Raw genomic sequence first — 11717 nt, 5'->3', positions numbered from 1 at the left:
AGTTGGAGTTCGTGTTCCGCGATGCAAAACAGTTTGCAGGGCTGACCACCTGCCAGCTTCGTCAGACGCAGGCTCTGGAGAACCATTGGAATACTGCGTTCTTCGCGCTCAGTCTGGGACGGGCAGAAGTGCTGCTGGAGGCCGCTGGCCTCCAGGGTCGCCCGGCCACTTCACTGGTGTTTTCCTACGAAGACATCAAGCGGCGGGCCTTCAACCGGCTCTTTGCGTGGCGAATACTGAGCAATCTAGGTCTCCAGGCACGATTTGCCGAATTAGGAAAACATCCGTCCAGGCCGCTGGATTTGGGGGTCAAAGCGGCTTGAGGGTGGTCAAAACTGTCCGAACCATTGTCCAGATGGATTCCATGCGGAACAGTTTAGGCAGCTTTCAAAAAGAAGGCTGAGGCGCGTCCATGCGTGCCTCAGCCTTCTTTAATGCTGGAGTTCTGTCCTGCCGAGGCTCAGGCGTTCAGCTTCTCGGCGTAGTGCTTGCGGAGTTTGGCCACCTTGGGGGCGATCACGGCCACGCAGTACGGCTGGCGCGAGTTGTCGGCGTAGTAGTTCTGGTGGTAGTCCTCGGCCACATGGAATTCGGTGGCGGGTTCCACGCTGGTCACGATGGGCTTGCCGAACACGTCCTGCGCGTCCAGATCGGCCATGACCTCGCGGGTCTGTCGCTCCTGCTCGGGGGTATGGGGAAACACGGCGCTGCGGTACTGGGTTCCGGCGTCCGCGCCCTGGCGGTTCAGCGAGGTGGGATCGTGGGTGGCGAAGAACAGGCCCAGCAGGTCCTTGTAGCTCACCACCTGCGGGTCAAAGGTCACGCGCACGGCCTCGGCGTGGCCGGTGGTGCCGCTGCACACGCTGCGGTAGTCGGGGTGCGGGGTGTCGCCGCCGATGTAGCCGCTCTCAATCTTGGTCACGCCGCGCACCATCTGCATCACGGCCTCGGTACACCAGAAGCAGCCGCCCGCCAGGATGGCCTGCTGCGGACTAGAGGTGGCGGGGGATGGAATTTCACTGGTTGGGGTCTGGGTGGCGTCAGTCATGCTTCCATTCTGGCGCGGCGCATACACCCGAAGCGCGCCACAAGGCACGGTTGAGTGTTTAGGGAACGTTGATGCTGTAGGAATGTTGATAAGGAGAAGGCGATGCGCGTGGGCCTCTTTTCAGCTTCCCAGAAACAGCCGCGCCGCCACCACCAGCACGATGCCGCCGTAAATCCACTTCACGAAGGCGCTGCCGCGCAACATCGCCATGCGTGCGCCCACGGTTGCGCCCAGTGCGTTGGCGATGCCCATCGGCAGGCCGATCCAGAACACCATTTTCCCGCCGATGAAAAAGAAGATGAACGCGCCCAGATTGGTGGCGAAATTGATGGCCCGCGCATTGCCACTCGCCCCTACCAGATTGAAGCCCGTCAGTGCGAACAGAAACATCAGAAACGTGCCAGTGCCGGGGCCGAGGAAGCCGTCGTAGATGCCGATGATGAATGCGCCGGGCAGCGTCAGGGCCAGCGTGCGGGCGGTCAGGCCGGGGTAATGGTCCTCCAGGCCAAAGCGCTTGTTGACCAGCACCAGTGCGCCCACCGCCAGAATGACCACGCCGATCAGCGTGCGGAAGGCGTCCGGGTTGACGAAGCGCACCAGATACGCGCCAAACGCGCTGCCGATCAGGGCCAGCGGCACGAGGCGCACGATCAGCGCCAGATCCACATGGCCCTTGCGCCAGTACTGCACAGTGGCGCTGGCGGACCCGAAAATCGCCATCAGTTTGTTGGTCGCCACCACCTGCGCGGGCGAAAGCCCCATGAAAAACAGCGTGGGCAGCGTGATGGTGCCGCCGCCCCCGGCCACCGCGTCTATGAATCCGGCCAGAAAGGCCAGCGGGAGGCCGTACAGGAGGACTTCAGGACCGGGCACGAGGGGAAATGTAGCAGGTAGAAATGTCCAGGATCAGGAAGCGGGTTGATCTGCCTCCGCTGTTCCCAGAATCCGGTGAACCAGTTCCTGCACCATTTCGTCCGTGTCGCGGCGGCCATTGATGGAAACGGTCAGCAGGTCCAGCAGCAGACCGTCAATGGCGTAGTGCAGGAGCGTCACCTCGCGTGCGCCGCCGGGCAAGCGGGCCTGAAGGTAAAACTGCGTGTCCAGTGCAAAGTTGCGCTCCAGCGTGGCGGTCATGAGTTGCGCTAGTTCCGGGCGGCGTGCGGCTTCCAGGCGCAGCTCAAACAGGGCCAGCGTCAGTTCCGGGTGGCGGGTGGTGCGGGCCACGATGTCCTGGATGTATGTCATGGCCAGCTTCAGCGTGGGCGGCGCGGTGCCGACGTTCTGGAAGACTTCTGGAGCGGGGGCCAGCCGCTCAAAGATGCGCCCTCCCAGCGCCCCCAGCAGGGCGTCGCGGCTGTTGAAGTAATTGGCAGTGGTTCCCAGCGGCACGCCTGCTTCCCGGTCTACTGCCCGGTGGGTCAGGCCACGTGCGCCGAGGGCTGCCAGCACCCGCAGCCCCGCGTCTGCCAGATTCTCCCGCCGCGCCAGATTCTGAGCCATACCCGCAGGCTAGCACTGACCACTACGCCTGTGGTACTTTAGAACTACATCTGTAGTGGTTAGGGAGGTTGAGGTGCTGGAGGCAAAGCGCAAACTGGTGTATTTCATCGCCTGCACGCTGGACGGCTGTATCGCCAGGGGCGACGGCAACACCGATTTTTTTGAAACGGGCGGGGCATATCTGGCCGAACTGGCGGCAACGTTTCCCGAAGCCTTCCCTACCCATGCCCGAACGGCGCTGGGAATTTACGCGGCGGGTCAGCATTTTAACACCGTGATCATGGGCCGCAGAACCTATGACCCGGCCCTGCGGCTGGGCATCGTCAGCCCCTACGCCCATCTGCGGCAGTACGTGTTCAGTCGCCAGTTGCCGCCCTCGGATGACCCGGCGGTGACAGTGCTTCCGGGTTCTCCCATCGCTGCGGTGCAGTCCCTGAAAGCCGAGCAGACTGGACGTGACATCTGGCTCTGCGGCGGGGGAGAGCTGGCCGCCCAACTGCTGCCGGAGATTGACGAGGTGATTCTCAAACTCAATCCGGTGGTGATTGGTCAGGGGATCTCTCTATTTGGCCGCAGTCCAGCGGGCCGCAGCACTGGCCTGAACCGTTTTGATCTGCTGAAGGCCCAGCCGCTTCCGGGGGGCGTGGTGTTGTTGCACTACCGGGCGCGGGAAAAGTCCGTTCAGGAATGACATTCTTCTGTGGCCTGCGCTAGCCTCAAGCCCATGACCGCCTCCGCCCCGCCGATGGTGGGCCGCTTCGCCCCCAGTCCCACCGGGGCCATGCATCTGGGCAACGCCCGCACGGCGCTGCTGGCGTGGCTGCATACCCGAGCCTATGGGGGACGCCACATCCTGCGCTTTGAAGACCTGGATAAGGGCCGCGTGCGAAACTGGGCCTACGACGCCACGCGTCGCGATCTGGAATGGCTGGGACTGAACTGGGACGCGGAATACCTGCAATCCGAGCGGCTGGAACTGTACGCCGGGGCGCTGGCCCGCCTAGACATCTACCCATGCACCTGTACCCGCAAGGAAATTGCCGCCGTCATCCAGGCCAGCGCCGGAGCGCCGCACGGGGAGGAGGACGTATATCCGGGCATCTGCCGCTCTGGAAGTAATACTGGCCGTCCCGCTGCCCGGCGCTGGCGCGTACCCGATGAAGTGGTCTGCGTCTCCGATGGGTTGACTGGGGAAACCCTCTGCCAGCATCTGCACTCGGAGGTGGGTGACTTCGTTTTGCAGCGCAACGACGGTGTATTTGCCTATCACCTGGCCGTGGTGGTGGATGACGCCGACATGGGCGTGACCGACATTCTGCGCGGCATAGACCTGTGGACGGCCACGCCGCGACAGGTGGCCTTGCAGGGGGCGCTGGGAGTTCCGACGCCGCGTTATCTGCATGTCCCGCTGATGACGGATTTCCGGGGCGAGCGTCTAGCCAAGCGGGACGGTGCGCCCCCTGTGATGGCCCTGCGAGAAGCGGGCGAATCGCCGGAAAAAGTCCTCTCCGAGCTGGTGCGGAGCCTGGACTGGCTACCCTTTAACGCCGTCCCAGACGAGATCGGCGCGGCAGACCTCATTCCGCTCTGGCGCGAGTCTGGTCTTTTTCACCCAATGAAATCGTTGTCACAAACTTAGACAGGTTGTCTAAGTTTCTCGTCATTGTCCCGTTGGCAGAATCCTACGCTGATGCCATGACCTTGACCCTCCCCAGCTATCCACAGCCGGACGAGCGCGGGCGCTTTGGCCGCTTCGGCGGGCGCTACGTTCCCGAAACCCTGATTCCCGCCCTGGACAACCTGGAAGCCGCCTACCGCGAGGCCAAGACCGATCCTGCCTTTCTGAATGAGCTGGAACGCCTGCTGCGCGATTTCGTGGGCCGTCCCAGCGGGCTGTATCTGGCCTCGCGCCTGACCGAACACGCGGGCGGCGCGAAGATTTACCTGAAGCGTGAGGACCAGAACTATACCGGGGCGCACAAGATCAACAACTGTCTGGCGCAGGCGCTGCTGGCCGTGCGGATGGGCAAGAAGCGCGTGATCGCCGAAACCGGGGCCGGACAGCACGGCGTCGCCAGTGCCACTGCTGCCGCCCTGCTGGGCCTGGACTGTGTGGTCTACATGGGCGAGGAAGACATTCGCCGCCAGGAACTGAACGTGTTCCGCATGAAGCTGCTGGGCGCGGAGGTCATTCCCGTGACCAGCGGCACCGGCACCCTCAAGGACGCCACCAACGAGGCCATCCGCGACTGGGTGACCAACGTGCGCGACACCTTTTACATTCTGGGCAGCGTGGTGGGACCGCACCCCTACCCGGCGATGGTGCGCGATTTCCAGTCCGTGATCGGCGAGGAAACCAAGTGGCAGCTCAAGGAACTGGAGGGCCGTGAAGTGCCCGACGTCATCATCGCCTGCGTGGGCGGCGGCAGCAACGCCATCGGCATCTTCGCGCCCTATGCGTATCTGCCCGAAGACCAGCGCCCCCGCCTGATCGGCACCGAGGCGGCAGGCGAGGGTGTGGAGACGGGCCGCCACGCCGCTTCTGTGGCCGGGGGCCGGGTCGGCGTGTTGCACGGCGCGATGATGTACCTGCTGCATGACCACGAGGGCCAGATCACCCCGCCACACAGCATCAGCGCGGGCCTGGATTACCCCGGCATCGGCCCCGAACACTGCCTGTACAGCGAGACGGGCGTGGCCGAATACGTCCCTGTGACCGACGCGCAGGCGATGGAAGGACTGCAACTGCTGACCCGTCTGGAAGGCATCATTCCTGCATTGGAAAGCGCGCACGCCATCTATCACGCTGTCCAGTTGGCCCCCACCATGTCCCCGGATCAGATCATCGTGATCAACCTGTCCGGGCGCGGCGACAAGGATGTGGCCGAGGTGATGCGTCTGCTGGCGAAGGCGGAGGATGCCCCGATCAATGCCGAGCGTCAGGAGGTGCTGGCATGACCGCTGTTCAATCTAAGGGTGTGGCCCGGATTCGTGCCGCGTTTGAGAAGGCGAAAGCCGAGGGCCGTGCCGCCTTCATCCCCTTCATGACCGCCGGGTATCCCAGCGCCGCCGCCTTTCCTGCGCTGGCCGACGATCTGCTGGCCCGCGCTGATCTGCTGGAAGTGGGGCTGCCCTACAGCGATCCGCTGGGTGACGGCCCCACCATCCAGCGGGCCAGTGAGCAGGCGCTGGCAGACGGCACCAGCACGCGCCGCACCATTGAACTGGTCAAGGAACTGCGGACCCGTCATGACAAGCCCATCGTGATCATGACCTATGTGAATCCCATCTACGCCGTCGGCCCGCGCAAATTCATGGAGCTGGCGCAGGAGGCCGGGGTGGACGGGCTGATCCTCCCGGACCTGCCGCCGGATCAGGACCTGGAAATCGCTGATCTGGCCGCTGAACACGGCATTGCCGTCACCTTTCTGATCGCGCCCACCAGCACGCCGGAGCGCATCAAGCTGGTGGCCGAAGCCTGCACGGGCTTTCTGTATGCCGTCAGTGTGACCGGCGTGACCGGGGCGCGGGAAGGCACGGCGCTGGGCGAGGTTCCCGCCATGCTGGAACTGGCCCGGCAGCACACCGATGTGCCGATTGCCGTGGGCTTCGGCGTCAAGGACGCGCAGACCGCGCATCAGGTCGCGAATCTGGCCGACGGCGTGGTGGTGGGCAGCGCCTTCATCAACGCGGTGCGCGAGGGCCAGGATGTGCCAGCGCTGGCAAAGAGTCTGGCAGACGGCTGCATGCGCTGAGTCTCAATCTTCTGAGGCTGTAAGAACACCGCACGTTCCACCTTTTTAAAGTAGGCGGCAGAATGACCCTGCGCCGCCTGCTCCTGCTGTCCCAGCTCCCCTTCTGGATCTTGCTGGTGGCCGCCTTCGTGCTGCTCTCGGGGACACTGGACGCCCGCGTGCAGGCCACTGAACAGGCGGCCCAGACCCGCGCCAGCCTGACGGGCATCGGCCAGGTCATGCAGCATGTGGTGGATATGGAAACAGGTTTGCGGGGCTATGTCATCGCCGGGCAGCCCGCCTTTCTGGAACCCTATCAGGCCGCCCGCACGGCCCTGCCCACCGAACTGGCCATCCTGGGCGGGACAAGCGGTGGGGGTCAGCACCTGGGCCGCGTCCGTACCCTGATTGACCGCTGGCAGACCGAGGTGGCCCTGCCTGAAATCGCCGCCCGCCAGCGCAGCGAGGCCGAGGCGGGCGCACTGGTCAGGACGGGCGCGGGCAAGAAGATTCTGGACGCGATCCGCACAGAGGTGGCGGCCTACCGCGCCGAGAAAACAGCGCGGCTCATGGAACTGGACGCGGCGGCCTCGGCGCAGTTGCGGCGGCTGCGGCTGACGCTGTACGGCGTGGGGGGCGTTGCGCTGCTGGCCAGCATTGTCTCCACGCTGGTCAGCGCGCGGAGGATTTCCAGCAGTTTTGGCCGTTTCACCGCCGCCGCCCAGCGCCTGACCGACGGCGAATCCGGGGTGCGGGTGGAAACGCGCGGCCCCACCGAGATTCAGACGCTGTCGGGGGCCTTCAATCACATGAGTGAGGGAATGGAACTGGCGCAGGGGCTGGCCCTGACCCACGCCGACACCCTGGCCGCCCGCAACGAGTGGATGCGCCGCCTGGGCGACTTCGGAGACTGGATGCAGGCCGCCCGCAGCCTGGAGGAAGGCGCGCGGATTCTGGAATGCGCTTTGCCGGAACTGCTCCCTGGCACGCGCGGCACGCTGCTCCAGCACAACGCCTCGCGCAATCTGCTGCTGCCGCTGGCGGTCTGGGGCGGCGAGACAGGAGCGGCCACCCCGCCGGACGGCTGCTGGGCGCTGCGCCGGGGCGAGGCCGTGACGCCGGGGACGGACCGTTTGGCTCCGGCCTGCCTGGGCGGCCCAGGGGGCACCTACACCTGCGTGCCGCTGTTCTCGCACGGCGATACGCTGGGCATCATGCGGCTGCGCCCGGAGATTGAGGGTGCGGAGTTGCCCGCCGATCTGCTCGCCCTGTTGCCCGGTATCGTGCGGCAGGTGTCGCTGGCGCTGGCCGGACTGAGGTTGCAAGACCGCCTGCTTCAGCAAGCAATCCGCGATCCGCTGACTGGCCTGTTCAACCGCCGCCGCCTGGAAGACGAGCTGGACACCCAGACCGCCCACGCCACCGCCAGCGCTCAGCCCCTGTCGTTGATCGCGCTGGACGTGGATCACTTCAAGCGCCTGAATGACACCTTTGGCCACGACGCCGGGGACGCTGCCCTGGTGCGCCTGAGCACCCTGCTGCGTGACCTGGCCCCCCCCGGCAGCACCCCGGCCCGGCCCGGCGGCGAGGAATTCTCGCTGCTGCTGCCCGGTTACGATCTGGCGGCGGCCACCGCCCTGGCCGAACGCTTGCGCGCCGAGATCGCGGGCTGGACCCTGAACTATGCGGGCATCTCGCTGGGGCAAATCACGGTGTCGCTGGGCGTGGCCGGGTACGTTGCCCCGCTGTCCACCCCTGGCGCGCTGGTCCGCGCCGCCGACGAGGCCCTGTACAGCGCCAAACGTCAGGGCCGCAACCGCGCGGTGGCCTCTCAGCCGCTGAATCCTGGAGCGTGGTCGGCCCTGTTGCCCGCCTGAGTGAGCGCCTGAGCCGCCGGGACTGCATGTCTCCCGCCTTCAACCTGACGAATCTGGACGACGCGCCCCGCTTCTGTCCCCTACCATGTCGGCATGACCGTCCAAATCAAGTCTTCAACGCTGCTGGCCTCGCTGTTGCTGGGAGGCGTCCTGGGCAGCGCCGGGGCGCAGGTGGGCCAGCCCCTCGCCCCGTTCCTGAGAAGTCCGGCCCTGGTCACTGCAAAGCAGGGTGCGGCGGGCCTGCTGACCTTTGCCGACGGCTCCAGCGCCGTGCTTCAGAGCAAGGGCGGCTACCTGACGGCGGCGAAGATCATGGTGGTCAATTCGGACGGGGCGGTGGCAAGAGCGGCAGAACTGACGGGTGTGCTGAGCGGCTTCGGGTCCGGGCTGGCCGGGCCGATGCTGGAGTTTCTGAAGCGGGAGGACGTGGTGGGGCAGCTTCCGAAGGGCCTGACTATCAGCGCAGACCCCTTCGCCATTGGCCTGAAAACCGACGGCAAACGGTTGACCGTGAACCTGAGCCTGGACCGCGTGGCCGACGGAACGTTTGCGCCCACCACCAACGCCCTGCCCGCTAAAAAGTCTGGGAAGGGGAGCGTGGTGCTGCGCGTCTACAGCGACTTTCAGTGCCCCTACTGCCGCCAGTTCGAGAGCCAGACCCTGCCCGCGCTGCTGCGCGCCCTGCCCGACGACGTGCGCGTGGAGTTCCATCAGTTTCCCCTCGAATCCATTCATCCCTTTGCCCGCCCCGCCGCCGAGGCCAGCGAATGCGCCGCCCAGCAGGGCAAATTCTGGGCCTACAAGGACGCGCTGTTCCGCGATCAGTCGTGGCTGGCGGGGGGCGATCCGGCCCCGGTCTTCACCGCCCTGGCGGCAGACACACGGCTGAGGGCCGACACCTTCAAAAGCTGCCTGTCCAGGCGCGGCGGCAAGGCAGCGGTGGACGCCGGACTGGCCGAGGCGCGGCGGCTGGGCCTGAACAGCACCCCCAGCGTCTTTGTCGGCCCATATCAGGCGGGGGACCCCTACGACGCAGCGGCCCTGCTGGAACTGATCAAATTCACCCGCGCGGTAGAGGTGAGTAAGCCTTGACCCGGCCCCTTTACCATCAGGATTCGGCGGCACTCTCGTTTACGGCCAGCGTTCAGGCCGTCAGTGCTTCGGAAGTCGCGCTGGACGCCACCGCCTTTTACCCGGCGGGCGGCGGGCAGAGCGCCGATCACGGCCTGCTGCGCTGGGACGGGGGAGAAGCGGGCGTCGTGGACACCCGCAAGGACAAGGCGACGGGGTTGATCTGGCACAAACTGGACGGCACCCCTCCGGCAGTCGGCACGCCGATCACGGGCGAGGTGGACGCTGCGCGGCGCTGGCGGCACATGGCGCGGCACAGCGGCGAACACCTGCTGGCGCAGTGCTTCGTGCGGATCAATCCGGCCTTCGCGGTGGACGCAGTCAACATGACCCACCCCGAATGCACCCTCGATTTACGTGGCGATCCCACGGAGACCGACGTGCGCGCCGCCGAGACACTGCTGCGGGAAACGCTGGCCCGCCAAACCCTGACGCTGGACACGCCCACCGTTTCTGAAGCAGAGCTGGCAGATTACCCGTTGCGCCGCGAAACGAAGGTGCGTGGGCAGGTGCGGCTGGTCATCTTCAGAGGCGAGAACGACCAGTCCTTCGACGTCAGCGCCTGCGGCGGCACCCACGTTCCGCAGGCCAGTCTGGCGGCCCCGGTGGTGATTCTGCGAGCCGAGCGCATCCGGGGCGGCGTGACCCGCGTGGTCTTCATGGCAGGCGAAGAGGCGGGGGAATATCTGGGCGGCATCTACCGCGACTCCCGTGCGCTGGCCCAGACCTTCAGCGTGCCGCCAGATCGGCTGACGGAACGGGTGGAGGCGTTGCGCGCGGACCTTGCAGACTCGAAAGCGGAGGCGACTCAACTGAGAGAAAAGTTGGGCCGCGTGCTGGTAGAAGCTACGCCGCCCGACATCCAGGGTCTGCGCTGGCTGGAGCTGGACGATCCGGCCCTTCTTCTGCCCGTTCTGAGTGGCGTTCCCACCGGAGAGGTGCGTGTGGCCTTGAGTGAGGGTGGACGCTGCGGCATCGCCAGCGCACGGCCTGAGGTTCATGCGGGCGAGCTGCTGCGGGCGGCGCTGGCCGTCACGGGCGGCAAGGGCGGCGGGCGGCCTGAACTGGCCCAGGGCAGCACGCTGGAGCCAGGGGGATTTCTGGCCGCTGTTCGGGCGGCGCTGACCTCCACCCAGACCTGCTGACCCTGCTAACCTGTGTCCCCATGAGCATTCACCTCAACGCAGAAAAAGGCCAGATCGCCGAAACCGTGCTTCTCCCCGGCGATCCACTCCGTGCCCAGCACATCGCCGATACGTTCTTCGAGAACCCCGTCCAGCACAACAACGTGCGCGGTATGCTGGGCTTCACCGGCACCTACAAGGGCCAGAAAGTCAGCGTGCAGGGCACGGGCATGGGCATCGCCAGCTCGATGATCTACGTCAGTGAACTGATCACCGACTACGGCTGCAAGAACCTGATTCGCGTCGGCACGGCGGGCAGCTACCAGGAAAACGTGCATGTGCGCGACATCGTGCTGGCCCAGGCCGCCAGCACCGACAGCAACATCAACCGCATCCGCTTCGGCGAGAAGACCTTTGCCCCCATCGCAGATTTCGAGTTGCTGATGCACGCCTACAGAATCGCCCAGGAACGCGGGTTCACCACCCACGTCGGCAACATCATGAGCAGCGACACCTTCTATCACGACGATTTTGACCAGTACAAGATCTGGGCCGACTACGGCATCCTGGCCGTGGAGATGGAGGCCGCCGGGCTGTACACCCTGGCTGCCAAGCACGGCGTCCGCGCCCTGACCATCCTGACCATCAGCGATCATCTGGTCACGCACGAGGTGACCACGTCTGAAGAGCGCCAGCAGACCTTCGATCAGATGATCGAGGTGGCGCTGGACGCGGCCCTGGCCCTGAAATAAATTCTTGACCTGAAATAAGTTCTGGACCTGAGATAAATTGCAGCGTCATCGTGGGAGCCAGTTGGAAGCTCGATTCTTCCAACTGGCTCCTCTATTTGCAGCTCATACGGATTCCGTCTGTTTCGCGTAGAAATCGGGACAGCGCCGATTCCTCCGCTCCACGCCCGGAACCCGTTTTTCTCCTGCTCACTCCGTTCGGATTTCCAGGTGTTTCCAACACCTTTCAATCGGAGTCCGTATCAATCAATGGTTCGGACAGTTTTGACGAAAAGTAGGGGTGGCCCAAAAAACGGGTCTCCGGTAGGGTGAGGTTCTCAAGCCCACACCCAAGGAGACCCAATGACTATTTTACCTGTGCTGCTCACCCTGCTCAATCTCCCCGCTGCCCAACAGCGTTTTTTCCTCCACCTGATGCCGGTGTGGCAGGCCATTCCTGGCCGAATCAATGCCCTGAATCTCAGCCGTTACAGCGGACTCCACGAACGTACCTTCCGCCGATGGTTTCAAAAGGCCCTCCCGTGGAATACGCTCCAATGGAGCGTACCGGAACT

General features: G+C 65.0%; 11 protein-coding genes and 2 pseudogenes. 10 read left to right on the top strand and 3 right to left on the bottom strand.

Annotation, left to right across the window (positions count from 1 at the left end):
* Positions 1-323, top strand: a pseudogene (locus Q319_RS0120205) (IS4 family transposase); the annotation flags it as partial.
* Positions 324-460: 137 nt separating this feature from the next.
* Here Q319_RS0120205 and msrA read toward each other — a convergent pair.
* From msrA to Q319_RS0120190, 3 genes are all read right to left on the bottom strand, one after another.
* A complete protein-coding gene (msrA, locus tag Q319_RS0120200; protein WP_051655604.1) occupies positions 461-1048 on the bottom strand; it encodes a peptide-methionine (S)-S-oxide reductase MsrA in 588 nt (195 codons plus the stop codon).
* Positions 1049-1168: 120 nt separating this feature from the next.
* Positions 1169-1921, bottom strand: a complete 753-nt coding sequence (locus Q319_RS0120195) for a TSUP family transporter (protein WP_029484237.1) — start codon at positions 1919-1921, stop codon at positions 1169-1171.
* A gap of 33 nt (positions 1922-1954) precedes the next feature.
* A complete protein-coding gene (locus tag Q319_RS0120190) occupies positions 1955-2548 on the bottom strand; it encodes a TetR/AcrR family transcriptional regulator (protein ID WP_029484236.1) in 594 nt (197 codons plus the stop codon).
* 73 nt (positions 2549-2621) lie between these two features.
* Between Q319_RS0120190 and Q319_RS0120185 the strand changes: the two genes are divergently transcribed.
* The 9 genes and pseudogenes from Q319_RS0120185 to Q319_RS27480 all read left to right on the top strand — a co-directional run.
* Positions 2622-3239 (top strand): dihydrofolate reductase family protein, encoded by a 618-nt coding sequence (locus tag Q319_RS0120185; RefSeq protein WP_211252397.1) that lies wholly within the window; start codon positions 2622-2624, stop codon positions 3237-3239.
* A 33-nt stretch (positions 3240-3272) separates the two neighbouring features.
* Entirely contained in the window at positions 3273-4187 is a 915-nt protein-coding gene (gluQRS, locus tag Q319_RS0120180) for a tRNA glutamyl-Q(34) synthetase GluQRS (protein WP_051655603.1), read from the top strand.
* 56 nt (positions 4188-4243) lie between these two features.
* A complete protein-coding gene (gene trpB, locus Q319_RS0120175; RefSeq protein ID WP_034416034.1) occupies positions 4244-5506 on the top strand; it encodes a tryptophan synthase subunit beta in 1263 nt (420 codons plus the stop codon).
* On the top strand, positions 5503-6303 hold the full coding sequence (gene trpA, locus Q319_RS0120170; RefSeq protein ID WP_029484232.1) for a tryptophan synthase subunit alpha: 801 nt from the start codon (positions 5503-5505) through the stop codon (positions 6301-6303). The genes trpB and trpA overlap by 4 nt, the downstream gene beginning before the upstream one ends.
* Positions 6304-6365: 62 nt before the next feature.
* Positions 6366-8159 carry a diguanylate cyclase gene (locus Q319_RS0120165; protein ID WP_029484231.1) on the top strand — a complete coding sequence of 598 codons (1794 nt, stop codon included), beginning with the start codon at positions 6366-6368 and terminating at the stop codon, positions 8157-8159.
* A gap of 93 nt (positions 8160-8252) precedes the next feature.
* Positions 8253-9251, top strand: coding sequence for a DsbA family protein (locus Q319_RS24935; RefSeq protein ID WP_034416032.1), 999 nt, complete (start codon positions 8253-8255; stop codon positions 9249-9251).
* Entirely contained in the window at positions 9248-10435 is a 1188-nt protein-coding gene (locus tag Q319_RS0120155) for a serine-tRNA(Ala) deacylase AlaX (RefSeq protein WP_029484229.1), read from the top strand. Before Q319_RS24935 ends, Q319_RS0120155 begins: the two co-directional genes overlap by 4 nt.
* Positions 10436-10455: 20 nt before the next feature.
* Positions 10456-11166 carry a purine-nucleoside phosphorylase gene (deoD, locus tag Q319_RS0120150; protein WP_029484228.1) on the top strand — a complete coding sequence of 237 codons (711 nt, stop codon included), beginning with the start codon at positions 10456-10458 and terminating at the stop codon, positions 11164-11166.
* 339 nt (positions 11167-11505) lie between these two features.
* A pseudogene (locus tag Q319_RS27480) lies at positions 11506-11717 on the top strand (IS4 family transposase); the annotation flags it as partial.

The organism is Deinococcus marmoris DSM 12784 (assembly GCF_000701405.1).
In the GTDB taxonomy this organism is placed as follows: domain Bacteria; phylum Deinococcota; class Deinococci; order Deinococcales; family Deinococcaceae; genus Deinococcus; species Deinococcus marmoris.
The sequence above is the reverse complement of the archived record's forward strand: the minus strand, read 5'-3'. Positions and strand labels throughout refer to the sequence as shown.

Coding starts and splice junctions, on each gene's coding strand:
- gluQRS (WP_051655603.1), top strand. CDS start 3,273: ATGACCGCCTCCGCCCCGCCGATGGTGGGCCGCTTCGCCCCCAGTCCC.
- Q319_RS0120165 (WP_029484231.1), top strand. CDS start 6,366: ATGACCCTGCGCCGCCTGCTCCTGCTGTCCCAGCTCCCCTTCTGGATC.
- Q319_RS24935 (WP_034416032.1), top strand. CDS start 8,253: ATGACCGTCCAAATCAAGTCTTCAACGCTGCTGGCCTCGCTGTTGCTG.
- Q319_RS0120190 (WP_029484236.1), bottom strand. CDS start 2,548: ATGGCTCAGAATCTGGCGCGGCGGGAGAATCTGGCAGACGCGGGGCTG.
- deoD (WP_029484228.1), top strand. CDS start 10,456: ATGAGCATTCACCTCAACGCAGAAAAAGGCCAGATCGCCGAAACCGTG.
- msrA (WP_051655604.1), bottom strand. CDS start 1,048: ATGACTGACGCCACCCAGACCCCAACCAGTGAAATTCCATCCCCCGCC.
- trpA (WP_029484232.1), top strand. CDS start 5,503: ATGACCGCTGTTCAATCTAAGGGTGTGGCCCGGATTCGTGCCGCGTTT.
- trpB (WP_034416034.1), top strand. CDS start 4,244: ATGACCTTGACCCTCCCCAGCTATCCACAGCCGGACGAGCGCGGGCGC.